The organism is Gordonia sp. CPCC 205333, from assembly GCF_048537885.1.
GTDB lineage: Bacteria > Actinomycetota > Actinomycetes > Mycobacteriales > Mycobacteriaceae > Gordonia.
In genome coordinates this window covers 201,331-217,349 of the sequence record NZ_JBCLVI010000005.1, presented here as the reverse complement: position 1 = coordinate 217,349, position 16,019 = coordinate 201,331, and the positions used below count along the sequence as shown (strand labels likewise).

The window sequence follows — 16,019 nt, the reverse complement described above, 5'->3', positions numbered from 1 at the left end:
TATTCATCCATCTGAGAGGACCGATATGACGACAACACGTCGAATAATGGCGATCGTCGCAATGCTGTGCGCAGTCGCGATGTCGTTGGCCGGGTGCATCAAATCCGATGACTCGCACCAGGATTTGTACAACGATCCGTCGGCGTCGCAGGTCAATCTGGGGCTGGGGGACAATCCTCGGGTCGTCGCGCTTGGTTGGTCGGACGGTGAGATTGCGCTGAGTCTCGGGGTCAAACCCGTCGCGATCTACGACTGGATGAAATTCGGCGACGCCAACAAGGGCGTCGGGCCTTGGACGACAAGTCAATTCGGCAGCGACTCACCTCAACTCATCTCGGCAGCGAGTGCCGGTGAGTTCAACTACCAGCAGATCAAGGAACTCAAACCGGATCTGATCCTCGATGTCCGGGGCAAGGCAGACAGTAAGGTAACCGATTCGCTTCGCAAGATCGCGCCGGTCGTGGCGGCACCGACAGGTAGCCCCGATTTCGCGGTCAGCTGGAAGGTGCAGACCCAATTGATCGGCACCGCGCTGGGCAAGCGGGCCGAGGCCGACGCGCTGATCGCTCAGACCGTCGACCTCCAGAATAAGATCCGGTCCGAGAACCCAGCCTTCGCCGGGAAGACATTTGTGTGGGGTGCGAAATTCGGATCGGCCTACGGTGCGTACCTGCCTGGCGACGCACGTTTTGATACCTTCGCGGAGTTAGGGTTCGTGCAGAACCCGCCGGTGAAAGACCTTCAGGCGCAAGGATTCTTCGCGTCGGTGCCCACCGAGAAGGTGAAGAGTCTCGACGCTCAGGTTGCGATCTTGAGCACGATCAGTCTTCCGCTGTCCGCGCTGACCGGCGACCGGTTGATCAACTCCCTGCAAGTGGTGCGAGATGGCCGGGCCATCGAATTGGCTGAGGAAGACCCGATAGCCCAGGCGATGTCGGCGGGAACTCCGCAGTCGCTTCGGTACGCGCTGGAAAAGCTGACGCCGAGATTGGCCGGAGCAGTAGGCAAGGTCGGCTGAAGCCGTCCCTGAGTTCACGGAGACTGGTTGCTGAGCGAGGGACGTCGGGCGAGGGGCTGGTTCCTTTGTGGAGTCCGCTGGCGCAGAGTTCGGTTCGACTAAAGGCTGCGGTTTGACGTCGGGCAGGGGAAGTATTCACCTTGCCGCGGTTGGTGGCGCGGAGTTCAGTCGGGCCGACTGGTACCTGCGCGATGGCGTCGAGTGAAGGAGTATTCGCCTCGCCCGCCGTCGTAACGCAGATTTCAGCCAAGCCAACCGGGCCCGAGCCAAGCTGCCTACAGCCGAACTGGGTACTGGTGGTCTTCGATATTCGGAACGATCGACTTCTCGACGAAGATGCCGTGCCACACCATATAAGTCAGCACAGTCCACAGTCGGCGGCTGTTGTCCACGACGCCGTCGCGGTGCTCGTTCAGCATCGCGATGACAGCACTCTTGTCGAAGATGTGATCGGTCTGCGACGTCTCGATGGTCTGATGAGCCCAGTCGTACATCTCGGTACCAGCGAGCCAATGCCGGATCGGGACCGGGAAGCCCAGCTTCTTGCGGTGCAGCACATGGGCCGGGACGATCTGCTCCAGCGCCTTACGTAACGCGTATTTCGTTGTGCCGTGGGAGATCTTCTCATCGACGGGCAGCCGCTGCGCGACCTCGAACACCTCGGCGTCGAGGAATGGCACGCGTAGTTCCAGGGAATTGGCCATCGTCATCTTGTCGGCCTTGACGAGAATGTCGCCACGCAGCCAGGTAAACAGGTCGATGTGTTGCATCCGGGCAACCGGGTCCCAGCCTTCGCTTTCCGCGTAGATGGGTGCGGTGACGTCGGTATGCGTCCACTCCTGGCGGTAGTCGCGCAGTACCGCACGAAGCCGCGCATCGTCGAAACTGCGGGCATTACCGTAGTAGCGCTCCTCCAGGGTCAACGACCCTCGATGCAGCAGGCTCTTGCCGCGGGTACCCTCGGGAATTTTGTCCGACACGCGACCGGCCAAGCGCCGCAACGACTTTGGCATCTTGTCGAAGGCGCCTAGCGACAGTGGCTCCTTATAGATCGTGTAACCGCCGAACAGTTCGTCAGCACCTTCGCCGGACAGCACGACCTTGACATGTTTGCGAGCTTCCTTGGCGAGGAAGTACAGCGGGACCAATGCCGGGTCGGCAACCGGGTCGTCGAGATACCAGACGATCTCCGGGATGGCTTCGATGAACTCGGTGGGTGAGACGACCTTCACGACATGGCGCGCGCCGATGGCCTCGGCCGACTCAGCTGCGACGTCGACTTCCGAATAGCCGTCGCGCTCGAAGCCGGTGGTGATGGTGATGAGGTCGGGGTTCACCTGTTTGGCCAAGGCTGCGACCGCTGTTGAGTCGATGCCGCCGGACAAGAAGGATGCGACAGTAACGTCGGCGCGCATATGTTTGGCCACCGAGTCGCGCAGGGCGTCGGCGATTTCGTCGTATCGCTTCTGTCGGGTCGCATCGGTGAACGGCGCCACTGGGAACTGCGGGGTGAAATATCGCGTCACCTTGGGTTCCTCGCCGGCCCGCAGCGTCGCGTAGCTACCGGACTCCAACCGGCGAATCGAACGGTGCAGTGTTTCCGGCTCGGGCACGTATTGCAGCACGGTGTAATGCTCGGTCGCGCGCGGATCGAGCGCGTCATCGAGTTTCACCACGTCGAGTAGTTCGAGCAGACTCTTCTTCTCGCTGCCGAAGGCCGTGCCGCCGGGACCCGTCGCGATGAACAGGGGCTTGATGCCGAACGAGTCGCGAGCGATGAACAATGCCGACGACTTAGTGTCCCAAATGGCGAATGCGAACATGCCGCGTAGTCGCCGTACGGCGTCGGGACCCCAGTAGTGAAAGGCGGCCACGATCGCTTCGCCGTCGCCCTCGGTATAGAACTGAGCATCGACGGTCGTTGTGAGTTCTTCGCGGATCTCTAAGTAGTTGTAAATCTCACCGTTGAACACCATCGCGTAGCGGTCGGGGGATTCCGGCGGACCCCACCGCAGCGGTTGATGGGAATGCTCGATATCAATGATCGAAAGGCGGTTGAAACCGAAGACGATGTCGTCGTCATGCCAGGTTCCGGGTTCGTCGGGACCTCGATGGCGCATGCACACCGATGCCGCGGCTACTCGCTCGGCCGCGGTTGCCGCGCTGCCGTCCGGAGTCAATAGACCGAGCAATCCGCACACGTTCCAACCCTCATTCCCACAGAATTCCCAGCAAACCTTGCCCCGACGAGTATGCCGTACCGGACTCGCGACCCACGACTTCAACCCCAATCACGAATTGCATCGGCGTTTGGTCTACGCTGCGTAGTAATGGGTTCGGAGTCGCCGGACCCGTGCAGTCGTTATGCGTGGGGATTCGGTCGGTACGACGAGTCGTAAGTACCGTCCGGGCAGGCAGGAAGGCATGAAATTGACTCACGGTGGAAAGACACCGGTGCGCGGCATCGCCAAGAGGTCGCGCGCGGTCAAGCGGATCGGGGCAGTTGCCGCGCTTGGTCTCGGCGCCCTGTTGATGTCCGGATGTGACGCTCGCGACGCCATGCGTTTCGGGTGGCCCGAGGGCATCACCCCGCAGGCTCGCGATATGGGCAACCTGTGGACGTGGTCGGTTATCGCCTGTCTCGTCGTCGGCGTCTTGGTCTGGGCCGCGATCTTCTGGACCATCACATTCCACCGCGCGAAGGCCGGGCAGGAGACCTTCCCGCGTCAGACCGCTTACAACGTTCCCATCGAGTTGACGCTGACGGCGGTCCCGTTCCTCGTTATCGCGGTCCTCTTCTACTTCACCGTCATCGTGCAGAACAATGTCGAGGCCAAGACGGACAATCCGTCCGTCGTCGTCGATGTCACCGCGTTCCAGTGGAACTGGAAATTCGGCTACCGCGATGTGCGTGGTGCCGACGGTCAGCCGGTCAAGGTCACTTCTGGCGGCGAAGAGCGCACCATCAAGTCCACCACCGGTGGTCCGTTCCAGCTCCAGCAGCAGGTCCAGACCAATGCTCACGGCCACGAGATCCCATTACCGGCCGGCGGTCGTTCCGACGATGTGCGTAACTACCTGCACTTCAGCAACATTGAGACAGTCGGAACGTCGGCGGAAATCCCGGTCCTGGTACTGCCGACCGGCAAGCGCATCGAATTCGATATCGCTTCGGGCGACGTCATCCACTCCTTCTGGGTTCCGGAGTTCTTGTTCAAGCGCGACGTCATGCCGTTCCCCAAGCAGAACCACAGTGATCCGAGTTTCCAGATCTCGTCGATCGACACCGAGGGTGCATTCGTCGGTCGTTGCGCCGAGATGTGCGGTACCTACCACTCGATGATGAACTTCGAGGTACGTGCGGTGAGCCCGCAGGACTTCGAACGTTATGTGGGCTACCGGTTGAAGAACCCGACCGCGACCAATGCGCAGTCGCTCGCCGCGATCTGTCAGCAGCCGGTTTCGGTTACCACGGTGCCCTTCGACACGCGTCGCGGTACCAACGGGTCGACGCCAAAGGATATCGGCGACCCGACCAACACCAAGCTCGCCAACTGCACACCCGAGGTGTAACCGATGAAAATCGAAGCACGGCTCTTTGAGCTTCTGACCGGATTCTTCTTCCTCTGTGCGATCATCTACGCGATCGCGACATCGCTGGCGAGTAAGGGCACCGAGTGGGCCGGCGTCACTGGGTTGTTTTTCACCGGTGGCCTGACGCTGATCGCCGGAACCTACTTCCGGTTTGTCGCGCGGCGCGTCGAGATCCGCCCGGAGGACTACGAAGAGGCCGAAATCGAGGACGGCGCAGGCGAATTGGGCTTCTTCAGCCCGGGTAGCTGGTGGCCGCTGCTGCTCGCCGGCTCGGCCGCGATCTTCGCGGTCGGATTCGCCATGGGCAACTACTGGTTCGCCATTTTCGCCGCGGTCTGCATTATCGGTTCGGCCGCCGGCCTGGTCTTCGAGTACCACGTGGGACCCGAGAAGCACTGACATGACACACTGACCCTTGTGTCAGAACACTCGATAACAGCCGCTCCCCGCGACGAGGAGCGGCTGTTTCGTTGTGTTGAGCCGGAGTTGCGCCATACCGCGATGCTGGGCGACGGTGATCGTCGGGCCATTCGCGAACTGATGGATGTGGCCTTTCACGGCGACTTCGATGACGATGACTTCGACCATGCCCTCGGCGGGATACATGCCATCACACGTGCTGCCGACGACGCCGTCGTCGGGCACGCGTCAGTGGTCCAGCGGTCGATGCTTGTGGGCAGTCGGTCGATGCGCTGCGGGTATGTGGAAGCCGTTGCGGTACACCCAGACTGGGGACGTCGAGGTGTCGGCGGGAAGCTAATGGCAGCCATCGAGTCGGTCATCGTTGGGGCCTATGACCTAGGCGCATTGGGCGCGTCCGAGCAGGGGAGGGGACTGTATGAGCGGCGGGGATGGCGCGAATGGACCGGTGAATTGGGTGTTCTGTCACCTGACGGGTACCGATCGACCCCCGATGACGTCGGTTCGGTCCTGGTGTGGGGTCTGGCTCTGAATCGCGAGGAGCGTCTGGCATGCGACTGGCGAGTGGGCGACGTCTGGTAGGAGCTAGGTTGACGCCAGCGCCCGTGGACCAATTACCAAGGGCCGCGATGCATTTCGCATCGCGGCCCTTGCTAGTTGTCTATCGAACTCAATCCTCGAGCGGGTTACCGCCCTTTTCCTGCAGTTCGCGCAGCACTTCGCCTTCTTCGCGAGCGTGCTCCTTGGCGAGCCTGGCGTTGAGCTCCTGCTGATCGGCGGGATCAGCCGACGTCAGCGACCCGGTGCCCGGCGCGCCGGCCGAACCGAGTTTGTTCATCCGCTTCGGTAGCGCAGCACCCTCGTAGGGGAGCGGGATCGGGTGACCGTGATCGTCGACCGGTCCAAGTGGCTGGTGGATCTCGATGTACTCACCCTGTGGCAAGCGCTTGATGATGCCAGTCTCGATGCCGTGTTCCAGCACTGCACGGTCACTACGTTGCAGCGACAGCGCCCAGCGGTAGGCGATGAAGTACGCCAGCGGTGGGATCACAATCAGACCGATACGGCCCATCCACGTCGTCGCGTTCAACGACACATGGAACTTGAGCGCGATAATGTCGTTCATACACGACAGGGTGAGGATCACGTAGAACGAGACAGCCATCGCACCAATGGCGGTACGTACCGGAACGTCGCGGGGACGCTGCAACAAGTTGTGGTGTGCGTGGTCGCCGGTCAGGCGTTTCTCGATGCTGGGATATCCGAACATCAGCGTGAACATAATGCCGATGATCACCATCACCCAGAAGATGGCGGGAACCGTGTAATTGCCGAGGTAGAGCTCCCACGCAGGCATCAGACGCGCTAGGCCGTCAGTCCACATCATGTAGATATCCGGCTGAGAACCGGCCGAGACGTGCGCCGGATTGTATGGTCCGATCACCCACACCGGGTTGATCTGGAAAATGCCGGCCATGATCGCAATGACACCGAAGACGATCGCGAAGAACGCGCCGGCCTTGGTTGCGAAGATCGGCATGATCCGAACGCCGACCACGTTCTTCTCGGTCCGTCCGGGGCCGGGGAACTGAGTGTGCTTCTGGTACCAGACCAACGCGAGGTGCGCACCGATCAGAGCCAGGATGATGGCCGGGAAGAGCAGAATATGGAGTACATACAGGCGCGGGATGATGATGTCGCCGGGGAAGTCGCCACCGAACAGCGCCCAGTGCACCCAGGTTCCGACGACGGGTATGCCAAGCACGATGCCACTCATCGCGGCGCGGACGCCGGTACCCGACAGCAGGTCGTCGGGAAGCGAGTAGCCGAAGAAGCCTTCGAACATCGCGAGGAGCAGAAGTACGCAGCCGATAACCCAGTTGGCCTCACGCGGGCGGCGGAACGCACCGGTGAAGAAGATGCGCATCATGTGGACGATGATCGCCGCCGCGAACAGCAGTGCGGCCCAGTGGTGGACCTGGCGAACGAATAGGCCGCCGCGTACCTCGAAGGAGATATTCAGCGTCGTCTCGTACGCCTTGGTCATCATGACGCCGTTGAGCGGCTGGTAGTCACCGTGGTAAATGACCTCGGACATCGACGGATCGAAGAACAGAGTCAGATAGACGCCCGACAGCAGCAGAATGACGAAGGCGTAAAGCGCGACTTCACCGAGCAGGAAGGACCAGTGGGTGGGGAAGACCTTGTTGATCTGACGTCGCATTCCAGCGGCCAAGTGATACCGCGAATCGACTTCCTCCGCCGAAGTGGCGATACGACTCATGACTTGCGCTCCCAGAATGCCGGTCCGACGGGCTCGATGAAGTCGCCGGCAGCGACCATGTACCCCTGATTGTTCACTGTGAGCGGTAGTTGAGCCAGCGCACGGGCGGCCGGGCCGAAGACCGGCTTGGCGTAGTGCAACGCGTCGAACTGCGACTGGTGGCACGGGCACAGAATGCGGTTGGTCTGCTGCTCATACAGCGAGGTCGGGCAGCCGAGGTGGCTGCAGACCTTGGTGTAGGCGAAGTAGTCGCCGTAGTTGAAGCTCTCTTGACCTTTGCGTTTGATCGCGCGGGCCGCATCCTCGGGACGCAGGCGGATGAGCATCACTGGGTTGCGCACCAGGCGTAGGCCTTCAATGAGCTTGTGCCGGGACTCCTCAGTCTCGCCGTGTCCGTCCGACACGCGCCACGGGAAGACGGTTTCCATACCGCCGGCGTCGAGATCTTCCGGACGTACCAAAGCGACCTGAAGGGGATTGCCGGTGTCGCGTCGCAGGAAGATGGTCTCGTTAGGTGCCTCTGGCGGGTTGTAAATCGGGGACCAGCCGGTATGCCACAGATCGGACTTGTCGCCCTTGGCCCATGGATTCTTGACGATACCGCCGAGGGCCGCGACCATTCCGGTGAAGGCGAGGGCACCGATACCGAATGCCGCGGAACCGAGGATCAACTTGCGGCGAGGCAGCGTCGAGGTCTGCAGGGAGTTGTCGAGCAGCGCCGCGGTGGTCTTCTTGTCGACCTCCTGGGAGCCGCCGTCGTGACGATCCTGGACAGCGATCTCTGCCGGAATGAACCGCTTGGTGAACTGGACGACGCCGATGCCGACCGACAGAACTGACAGACCGAAGGTGATACCCAACAGCGGGGTGTTCAGCGTGTAACGCCAGTAATTGTCATCGCCAGGGAGTGCGAATTCCCAGTGGTTCCAAATGAAGATAATGAAGCAGGCGATAGCCGAGACACCGGCGAGCGCGAACCAGAATGCGACGGCGCGTTCCGCGCGCTTCTCGGCCTTGGTACCCGGCTCGGGGAAGCGCGGTTCGCGATGCAGGATTTCGACGCCGTCGAGATTCGTGCCGAGTTTGACGAGCTCGTCATTCGACATCTGCTCAAGTTCTTCGTTGGACGGAGTGTCCTTGTCGTTTGCGCTCATGAACGTGATCCCATCCACATTGCGAAGGCGACGATTGCGCTGACGCCGACAACCCACATCACCATGCCCTCGGAGACCGGTCCGAAGCCGCCGAGCGACAGGCCACCCTGCGGCTCCGATTCGGTGACGTATTTGACGAATCCGATGATGTCTCGCTTCTCCTCCAGCGACAGCTGGCGGTTGGAGAACTTCGGCATATTCTGAGGTCCGGTGAGCATCGCGGTGTACAGCTGCTGCTCACTGGGTGCGTCAAGCGGGGGAGCGTACTTTCCCGAAGACAGAGCGCCGCCACGACCGGTGAAGTTGTGGCATGACGCGCAGTTCAAGCGGAACAGTTCGCTGCCTCGACCGAGGTTCTCGCCGCGCAAGCTCTCCTGGGCGAGGACGGTGACACCGTTCTTGTCCTTCTTCACCGAACCGTCGGGATTGCGCTCGGGGATAACCTTGGGGCCGCCACCCTGTGACTGGATGTACGCGCCGAGCTGCTCGATCTGCGCGGCAGTGAATTTCTCGGGCTTACGGGCCGCCTGGGCCTCTCCGCGCGCGGCGGGCATACGTCCGGTCGACACCTGGAAGTACACCGCAGCGTCGCCGACGCCGATGAGCGTCGGGCCGCGGTCGGTTACACCCTGCAGGTTCGCGCCGTGGCAGGTGATACAGGACGTGTCGTACAACTGCTTGCCGTCACTGATCAGCGATGCGTTGCTCGGATCGGCGGTGGCGACCTGCGGCTTGGGGGTGAGCACCGAAGCGATGACGCCTGCGGCGACGAGGCCGAGCATCAGCAGGATCGCGCCGCTGGCACGACGACGCAGTTTACGTCGGGAGCGGGCGCTGCGGGCTCCCTTAACGTCGGTGTCGGTCGCGTCATCCGACTGTCGCGGTGGAGATGAGCTCATCTGTGTCTCTCTATGCGGACGGATTTGAATAACTGGGGCTGTAAGTCTTGGGGTGGTTCGTCAGCGAATGAAATAGATCGTGACGAACAGACCGATCCAGACGATGTCGACGAAGTGCCAGTAGTAGGACACGACGATCGCGGCAGTCGCCTGGGCCGGGGTGAACTTCGACAGCTTGGTGCGGACCAGCAGGAAGATAAAGGCGACGAGACCGCCGATGACGTGCATGCCGTGGAAGCCGGTCGCCATATAGAAGGTCGACCCGTACGCGCTGGACGAGAGGGTCGTGCCCTCGTGGACCAGGTGGTAGTACTCGTATGCCTGACCAGCGACGAAGAAGGCGCCCATGAGGAAGGTCAGGATGTACCAACGGCGTAGACCGAAAACATCGCCCCGCTCAGCGGCGAAAACGCCCATCTGGCAGGTCACCGATGACAGGATCAACACTGTCGTAACCGGGATCGCCAAGCCGAGATTCAATTCGGTCGGCTCGGGTGGCCAACCGACGTTGGAATTCGCTCGGGCGACGAAGTACATCGCGAAAAGTCCGGCGAAGAACATCAACTCACTGGAGAGCCACACGATTGTGCCGACGCTGACCATATTGGGACGGTTCAGCGAGTGCACCCGCGCCGTGATGGCCGTTCCTTGGGTACCTGCAGCGCTAGTCACAGATGAAAGTATGACGGTTCGTAGTAAGCAGTGACCACCGGGGTCGGGAAATTGGTCGAAGAAAATGACTCGACCCAGGTAGAAGGGGTGCCAAGCAGGGCGTTCGGCGTGTCACGACTAGTCTCTTTGGGGTGACCGCCTCTGCATCCGAACAGTTCACCTGGCCGCAGATACTCGGATCGGTGGCCGACGGCCACGATCTGGACGTCGAGCAGGCGCGTTGGGCCATGAATGAGATCATGACTGACTCGGCCACCAGTGCCCAGATCGCGGCCTTTGCCGTTGCGGTGAAGATGAAGGGGGCCGCGCCGGCTGAGTTGCGCGGATTGGCTGAGTCGATGTTGTCGCACGCGACCCTGGTCGAGGTGTCGAGGCCGGCCGTCGACATCGTCGGAACCGGGGGCGACCGATCGCATACGGTCAATATTTCGACGATGTCGTCGCTGGTTGTCGCCGCGAGTGGGCTGGCCGTAGTGAAACACGGTAACCGCGCGTCGTCGTCGAAGAGTGGTGGCGCCGACGTATTGGAGGCGCTCGGCGTGAAGATCGATCAGTCCGCCGCGCAAGTTGAGCAGTCTGTCGAAGAATTGGGCATTGGGTTCTGTTTCGCGGCCGCGTTTCATCCCGCTTACCGTTTCACCGGCCCGCCGCGTAAAGAGATTGGCATCCCTACGGTCTTCAATGTCCTTGGGCCACTTACCAATCCAGCCTCGCCCCATGCCGGACTGATCGGCTGCGCTTTTGGTGAGTTGGCTCCGGTATTGGCGCAGACCTTCGCCGAACGGGGAAATTCCGTGCTGGTGGTTCGCGGCGATGACGGCCTCGACGAATTGACGACCACGGGCACGTCGACAGTGTGGCAGGTCGTCGATGGCTCGGTAACCGTGTCGACAGTTGACCCGCGGGATCTGGATATCGAGATTGTCGAACTGTCCGCGCTGCGAGGCGGCGACGCCACGGTGAACGCCGGGGTCGCGCGGGAGTTGTTCGCCGGTGCACGCGGTCCGGTGCGCGAGGCGGTATTGCTGAATTCCGCGGGAGCGATCGTCGCAGCCGAACAGACCGGTCCGCTCTCCGGTCCCGCGCTCACCGATGCGCTGCGCGCGGGAATGGTGCGGGCGGCGGCGGCGATCGACTCCGGTGCGGTGACCAAGCTACTCGACGACTGGATCGTACTGACCAATCGCTGAGGCGTCTGATCTATTCGCCGAGTGAGAAGGTTGCTTCGGTATCTGCGCTGGCGTAGCTGCGGAAGGCGATATGGGTCGCGGTGTGGGTAACGCCCGATATCCGGTTGATCTGATTGGTGACGACCTCGGCGATCTGCTCATGGTCGCGTACCCGCAACTTGGCGATCAGATCGACATCGCCCGCACATGAGTACACCTCGGTGACGCCGGGAATTTCGGCTACCGCCTGTGCGGTCTCGGGGATGTGGTGGACGTCGGCCGAAATGAGCACGATGGCGGTGATCATGGCATCAGCGTATCCGGTGTGGTCGCGTGGTTGGGCTGGCACGGGCACCCCGGGCGGTCACCAGCCATTCCTCCCATCGGCACGCGGCGCGGGTCGGGAGGCTCAGCGCGTCACTGGCGGCCACTATTCGAGTCCCCGGCTCGATGATCCAGCGATAGATGAGAGCAGCCTCCTCCGCGGGGGCTCCGCATAATGGACCGCACTCGGCGCTCACCGTCTGGGCAGAGCTGACGAGTGCGTCGACGATTGCCATGGGAGCGGTACCTTGCCGCGCGACTCCCGCATTCGCCAACCGGCCGTGTCGCACGACGGCAAACTCCCAGCCGCCCTTGCCGTCCGGCCGCGCGACGACGATCTCGGCGATCATGCACAGGGACTGCAGGCGCTGACAACGTGACAACGCGTCGATCGTCGCCGTGAGGCGGTCGCGGTGTCGCGTCGCGGTCTCGAACATTTCGGCTGTCGCGTAGTCGATCATCTGATCTCGTAGTGCGATCAGAAGCTCATCCGAGGCTCCGGTGAACAAAGCGTGTATTGCTGCGACCCGCGGGAGATAGTCCGGGAGTGTTTGCGGAACTGAGCTGGCCGCACGACACCCGCCGACGGCCCGCGCCGCCGCATCCGTCCGACACCAGTGGTGTGTGGTTTTTGATCCCAAACGCGTTGTGCACGTGCGCAATTGGGCTGCCGATGAGAGGTGGTCAGCGACTGACTGTGCCACCGTCCGATTGGCGATGGGGCCGATACAGTTTTCCTCCGGCGTGCGACTGACGCGCAGGCGCGGGAATCTCTCGGCGGTCAGGACGATCCACCAGCCCTTGTGTGGCTGTGTGGATCGGCGGTTGTACGCGGGGCGATGAGCGGCGAGCAGTCGAAGCTCACGGACACCGGCTTCTAATCCGTGTGCGCATTCGACGTGGTCGACGCGGACGGCCAATGCGACCATTTCCGACATCCTGGGACGCGTTTCGGCGCCGGTGAAATACGAGGAGACGCGGCGACGGAGATCGACGGCGGTTCCGACATAGAGGACTTCCTCACCCGGGCCGCGGAAGAGGTAGACGCCTGCGCGTCGCGGCAGCGTAGCGGCGAGGTGACGTTTGGCGCGTTGTGCCGGGGTGGTACGCGGCAGATAGTCGAGTAGTTCCCGGTAGGTATGCACGCCCTTGTTGCCGATGCGTTCGAGTAATCGGTAGAAGACTTCGACTGTTGCGCGTGCGTCGTCGAGGGCGCGGTGGGTGGGGCGGGTCGCGACGTCGAAGAGATCGGCGAGTGCGGCGAGTTTGACGGTTGGAGCTTCGTCTCGGCTGAGGATGCGGCGGGCCATCGCCACGGTGCACAGCGTTGCCGCGAACGGCCAGTCGAGATGAAGTGCCTGCGCCCCCCGACGTAGGAAGCCGGTGTCGAATCGGGCGTTATGTGCGACGAGCACCGCGCCGCGGGCGAATTCGAAGAAGGATGGCAGCACGGACTCGATGGTGGGTGCCGCCGTGACCATCGCTGAGGTAATGCCGGTGAGAGTGACGATCTGCGGCGGAATCTCGCGGCCGGGGTCGACCAGGGTGGCGAATTCTCCGACGACCTCGCCGCGCTGAATCCGTACCGCGCCGATCTCGGTAATCGCGTCGGTGCTCGCACCGCCGGTGGTCTCCAAGTCGACCACGACGATCGGTGTCTCGAACAAGGGCTGGTCGATTCCGCCGTATACGGCGGCGATCAATTCAGCTTCGGTAGGCATCGGACGGCTACCGGCGCGACCACTGCGAGTTGTGTCCGGCATCGGCATTCCGACGGCCGGTAAGCCGCTGTCGGCGAAAGTCAGCTGTTCCACGTCGCGAACATTAGTTCGACCCACTGACATCAGGGTCCGGCGTGCCCCCTGTGACTGCTGTGGCGGGTGTGATTTTGAAGGGTTGTCGGGGGTCGGTTCTAGTCTCCAGTTCAGGTTCACCATCAGGTCCCGATTACCGCGAGGTATCGGGTGATGAACACCGAATTGCCAGGAAACCAACCAATCGCATGTGCGATGAGATGGAGATCACAGAATGAAGATCGATTGCGAGACCTGCCCGGCACGTCAAGTGGCTTGTGACGGCTGCATGATGCAACTGCTCTTCGACCCGGTGAGCAGCGACGATGTAACAGCAGACCAGCAGATGGCGATAGTGAGTTCAGGGCCGGTCGACGACTACGAGTTACTCGCGGCGATCGACGCGTTCAGTGCTGCTTCGATGGTATCGACACGCGATGCATCATTCGCAAGAAGCGCTATCGCGGCACGTCAGGACGGTGTTGAGCGCAAGCATCTGCGAATTCTGCGAGCCAGCTGATCTGACACGCCACAACGTGGTTACGCGCCTTGTTGGACAGCGCCCGGAAAGTTTCGTAACCTTTCTGAGACATTTGCGGAACGTCCCGCTTCGAACTCGAAGTGGTCCGCGGATATCACCGCTTAGTCACTCGCAAGAGTGAGCCGGGGAACCACTTTATTCGGCATAGTCCGATTGGGGTGAGTCGCGGCGCGACGACATAGTCGGCGCGACGCGTAGGGCGATCTTCCAGCCCGAACCCGACAGCTAACTCGGTAGGCGGTAGGGAGAACAAAGGAGAACACTCTTCGTGGCCAAACATCGTTTGGAACAGCCTGGCCGTGGTGCCAAGGTAGCCAAAGGTGCCGTGATCGCTGGGTCGATTGCCGTCGGCTCGCTCGCGGCTTCCGCAGGTTCCGCGTTTGCGGCCCCAGCGCCTGCGCCGATGCCGAACAACACAATCGACTTCCCGGCTCTGGGTAAGGCGCTCCTGGCGCCACATGCCAAGCCAGCTGCCAAGAAGCAGGCGCCCGCGCCCGCCAAGGTGGCGATCCCCAACGTCGGCACATTCAACGTGCCCGGCCTGAATCAGAATCAGGTTCCGGCTCAGTTCCGTCCGGGCCAGCGGATCGCGCCGCTGCTCCGACAGGACACCGGCGTTCGCGTCCTCGCGACGGCCGAGTCCAAGATCGGTTCGCCTTACGTCTACGGTTCGGCCGGACCGAACGCATTCGACTGCTCGGGCCTGGTCTACTACTCGTACAAGCAAGCTGGCAAGACCATCCCGCGCGACTCCTACGGTCAGCTCGGCGGCGGCCGTGCGGTGGCCTACAAAGATGCCAAGCCGGGCGACGTCCTAATCTTCAACGGCGGCAGCCACGCCGGTATCTACGCGGGCAACGGTATGTTTGTTCATTCCTCGACCGAGGGAGTGCCGGTTCGCAAGGCACCCGTCAAGGAGTGGGCATTGACCGGCGTCCGTCGCTACTGAGCCCATCGCGAGCTAAGTAGTTGCGATCTTGACGAATCGTTTGGGCGGACCGGCCGATAGTGTGCGGTCCGCCCAACTTCGTCATACGAATGGGGCAGAGGAGTATCGCGCGGTGCGCATCCTGAGAACAATCCTGGTGACTGTGCTTGTTGTCATTGCCGGCCTGGCATCGGCTGGACTGGCCGTCCCAGTGTCCGCCGCACCCGTGCAGACCGCTGATCGGTTGCTGGTGAACTATCGCAAACTGAGCGTCGATGCGGAGAAGTCGGCCGAGTCGATGCACAATGCGCAGCTCGAATACACGAAGCAGCGCAAGGCGCTTACCGCCGCTCGCCTCGCATCCTCCAATGCCCAACGCTCGCTGGACATTTCGCAGAAGAACTTGGACGCCGTGCGCAAACGGGTCAACAAAGTGGTTCGCGCCAGCTATCGGGGTGCCAAGATCAACCGGCTCTACGCGGTCCTGGTCAGCGACTCGCCGCAAAACCTGCTCGACCAGATGTCCGGCCTGGAATTGGTCTCCCGTCAGTCGGCGTCGGATCTACGGAACTTGAAATCCTCGCGTCAGAAGACCCTCGCCGCGAAGAAGGCCGCGGATGATTCGGCCACCACGGCGACCACCGCGATCGCAGCTGTTGAGAAGACGCGCAGTCAATTGCAGGTGCAGCGCGCGAATCTCAATCTCCAGGCCGTGCGGATTCGCGCGATCTACGAGTCGATGACCGGTCAGCAGTTGGCTGAACTGCGTGGGCCGAAGTTCGACTTCGATCCACGGCTGGTTCCCAAAGGCACCTCGGCCGCGCTGGTCGCGGTACAAGCCGCGCTGACTCGAATCGGCGATCCCTACGTGTGGGGCGCAACCGGTCCGAGTTCCTTCGACTGTTCGGGTCTGATGGTGTGGGCCTACAAGCAGGCCGGCCAGACGCTGCCGCGATCCAGCGAAGCCCAGCAGGGTGGTGGCACCTCGATCAGCCGGGACAAACTTCAGCCCGGGGATCTGATCATCTATTACTCCGACGCCCATCATGTCGGAATGTACGTGGGAGACGGATACGTCATTCACGCCTCTACGTTCGGAGTACCGGTGAAGGTTGTTCCGCTCGACAAGGCTGGACCGTTTCAATCTGCGCGCCGGTACGCTTAGCGCTTAATGACCCCTCCTTCGACAGGTCGCCACGCGTCTCGTAGGCGACTGAAGCCAT

At 61.9% G+C, this 16,019-nt stretch carries 15 protein-coding genes and 1 riboswitch; of the genes, 8 read left to right on the top strand and 7 right to left on the bottom strand.

The window, feature by feature from the left end; translation table 11 throughout:
- The first annotated feature begins 25 nt into the window (after nucleotides 1-25).
- On the top strand, nucleotides 26-1,018 hold the full coding sequence (locus AAFP29_RS18865; RefSeq protein WP_419218948.1) for an ABC transporter substrate-binding protein: 993 nt from the start codon (nucleotides 26-28) through the stop codon (nucleotides 1,016-1,018).
- A gap of 275 nt (nucleotides 1,019-1,293) precedes the next feature.
- On the opposite strand, the gene asnB is transcribed toward AAFP29_RS18865, so the two are convergent.
- Complete coding sequence (gene asnB, locus AAFP29_RS18860; RefSeq protein ID WP_419218947.1) at nucleotides 1,294-3,219, bottom strand: asparagine synthase (glutamine-hydrolyzing); 1,926 nt, start codon at nucleotides 3,217-3,219, stop codon at nucleotides 1,294-1,296.
- 223 nt (nucleotides 3,220-3,442) lie between these two features.
- On the opposite strand from asnB, the gene AAFP29_RS18855 reads away from it, so the two are divergent.
- Genes AAFP29_RS18855 through AAFP29_RS18845 form a run of 3 tightly spaced genes read left to right on the top strand, consistent with a single transcriptional unit; the run spans nucleotide 3,443 to nucleotide 5,614 of the window.
- A complete protein-coding gene (locus tag AAFP29_RS18855) occupies nucleotides 3,443-4,591 on the top strand; it encodes a cytochrome c oxidase subunit II (protein ID WP_419218946.1) in 1,149 nt (382 codons plus the stop codon).
- A 3-nt stretch (nucleotides 4,592-4,594) separates the two neighbouring features.
- Nucleotides 4,595-5,011: a cytochrome c oxidase subunit 4 gene (locus AAFP29_RS18850; protein WP_419218945.1), complete on the top strand. Its 417-nt coding sequence runs from the start codon at nucleotides 4,595-4,597 to the stop codon at nucleotides 5,009-5,011.
- 18 nt (nucleotides 5,012-5,029) lie between these two features.
- Nucleotides 5,030-5,614 carry a GNAT family N-acetyltransferase gene (locus tag AAFP29_RS18845; RefSeq protein ID WP_419218944.1) on the top strand — a complete coding sequence of 195 codons (585 nt, stop codon included), beginning with the start codon at nucleotides 5,030-5,032 and terminating at the stop codon, nucleotides 5,612-5,614.
- Nucleotides 5,615-5,702: 88 nt separating this feature from the next.
- Here the strand turns inward: AAFP29_RS18845 and AAFP29_RS18840 are convergent, their stop codons facing one another.
- From AAFP29_RS18840 to AAFP29_RS18825, 4 genes are read right to left on the bottom strand one after another with little or no spacing between them, the layout of a single operon-like run.
- Nucleotides 5,703-7,316, bottom strand: a complete 1,614-nt coding sequence (locus AAFP29_RS18840) for a cytochrome b (RefSeq protein WP_419218943.1) — start codon at nucleotides 7,314-7,316, stop codon at nucleotides 5,703-5,705.
- Nucleotides 7,313-8,470: a ubiquinol-cytochrome c reductase iron-sulfur subunit gene (locus AAFP29_RS18835; RefSeq protein ID WP_419218942.1), complete on the bottom strand. Its 1,158-nt coding sequence runs from the start codon at nucleotides 8,468-8,470 to the stop codon at nucleotides 7,313-7,315. The genes AAFP29_RS18840 and AAFP29_RS18835 overlap by 4 nt, the downstream gene beginning before the upstream one ends.
- Nucleotides 8,467-9,369 carry a c-type cytochrome gene (locus AAFP29_RS18830; protein ID WP_419218941.1) on the bottom strand — a complete coding sequence of 301 codons (903 nt, stop codon included), beginning with the start codon at nucleotides 9,367-9,369 and terminating at the stop codon, nucleotides 8,467-8,469. The genes AAFP29_RS18835 and AAFP29_RS18830 overlap by 4 nt, the downstream gene beginning before the upstream one ends.
- A 60-nt stretch (nucleotides 9,370-9,429) precedes the next feature.
- The gene (locus tag AAFP29_RS18825; RefSeq protein ID WP_083837196.1) at nucleotides 9,430-10,041 is read right to left on the bottom strand and encodes a cytochrome c oxidase subunit 3; all 612 of its coding nucleotides are present in this window, start codon (nucleotides 10,039-10,041) and stop codon (nucleotides 9,430-9,432) included.
- Nucleotides 10,042-10,172: 131 nt separating this feature from the next.
- Here AAFP29_RS18825 and trpD point away from each other — a divergent pair, with 131 nt between their 5' ends.
- Complete coding sequence (gene trpD / locus AAFP29_RS18820) at nucleotides 10,173-11,231, top strand: anthranilate phosphoribosyltransferase (protein ID WP_419218940.1); 1,059 nt, start codon at nucleotides 10,173-10,175, stop codon at nucleotides 11,229-11,231.
- Between the two features lie 10 nt (nucleotides 11,232-11,241).
- Here trpD and AAFP29_RS18815 read toward each other — a convergent pair whose 3' ends face one another.
- Nucleotides 11,242-11,517, bottom strand: a complete 276-nt coding sequence (locus AAFP29_RS18815; RefSeq protein WP_419218939.1) for an Lrp/AsnC family transcriptional regulator — start codon at nucleotides 11,515-11,517, stop codon at nucleotides 11,242-11,244.
- 4 nt (nucleotides 11,518-11,521) lie between these two features.
- On the bottom strand, nucleotides 11,522-13,378 hold the full coding sequence (locus AAFP29_RS18810) for a DEDD exonuclease domain-containing protein (protein WP_419218938.1): 1,857 nt from the start codon (nucleotides 13,376-13,378) through the stop codon (nucleotides 11,522-11,524).
- Between the two features lie 184 nt (nucleotides 13,379-13,562).
- Between AAFP29_RS18810 and AAFP29_RS18805 the strand changes: the two genes are divergently transcribed.
- The 3 genes from AAFP29_RS18805 (at nucleotide 13,563) to AAFP29_RS18795 (ending at nucleotide 15,961) form a co-directional block, all read left to right on the top strand.
- Nucleotides 13,563-13,847 carry a hypothetical protein gene (locus tag AAFP29_RS18805; protein ID WP_419218937.1) on the top strand — a complete coding sequence of 95 codons (285 nt, stop codon included), beginning with the start codon at nucleotides 13,563-13,565 and terminating at the stop codon, nucleotides 13,845-13,847.
- A 109-nt stretch (nucleotides 13,848-13,956) separates the two neighbouring features.
- A riboswitch (cyclic di-AMP (ydaO/yuaA leader) is annotated at nucleotides 13,957-14,123 on the top strand.
- A 13-nt stretch (nucleotides 14,124-14,136) separates the two neighbouring features.
- Nucleotides 14,137-14,817 carry a C40 family peptidase gene (locus AAFP29_RS18800; RefSeq protein ID WP_419218936.1) on the top strand — a complete coding sequence of 227 codons (681 nt, stop codon included), beginning with the start codon at nucleotides 14,137-14,139 and terminating at the stop codon, nucleotides 14,815-14,817.
- Nucleotides 14,818-14,935: 118 nt separating this feature from the next.
- Complete coding sequence (locus AAFP29_RS18795) at nucleotides 14,936-15,961, top strand: NlpC/P60 family protein (RefSeq protein WP_419219403.1); 1,026 nt, start codon at nucleotides 14,936-14,938, stop codon at nucleotides 15,959-15,961.
- The last annotated feature ends 58 nt before the right edge of the window (nucleotides 15,962-16,019 follow it).

Excerpts from the sequence above, each read along its gene's own strand:
- AAFP29_RS18830 (WP_419218941.1), bottom strand. The coding sequence starts at position 9,369 with ATGAGCTCATCTCCACCGCGACAGTCGGATGACGCGACCGACACCGAC.
- AAFP29_RS18850 (WP_419218945.1), top strand. The coding sequence starts at position 4,595 with ATGAAAATCGAAGCACGGCTCTTTGAGCTTCTGACCGGATTCTTCTTC.
- AAFP29_RS18840 (WP_419218943.1), bottom strand. The coding sequence starts at position 7,316 with ATGAGTCGTATCGCCACTTCGGCGGAGGAAGTCGATTCGCGGTATCAC.
- AAFP29_RS18865 (WP_419218948.1), top strand. The coding sequence starts at position 26 with ATGACGACAACACGTCGAATAATGGCGATCGTCGCAATGCTGTGCGCA.
- AAFP29_RS18810 (WP_419218938.1), bottom strand. The coding sequence starts at position 13,378 with ATGTCAGTGGGTCGAACTAATGTTCGCGACGTGGAACAGCTGACTTTC.
- AAFP29_RS18835 (WP_419218942.1), bottom strand. The coding sequence starts at position 8,470 with ATGAGCGCAAACGACAAGGACACTCCGTCCAACGAAGAACTTGAGCAG.
- AAFP29_RS18805 (WP_419218937.1), top strand. The coding sequence starts at position 13,563 with ATGAAGATCGATTGCGAGACCTGCCCGGCACGTCAAGTGGCTTGTGAC.
- AAFP29_RS18855 (WP_419218946.1), top strand. The coding sequence starts at position 3,443 with ATGAAATTGACTCACGGTGGAAAGACACCGGTGCGCGGCATCGCCAAG.
- AAFP29_RS18815 (WP_419218939.1), bottom strand. The coding sequence starts at position 11,517 with ATGATCACCGCCATCGTGCTCATTTCGGCCGACGTCCACCACATCCCC.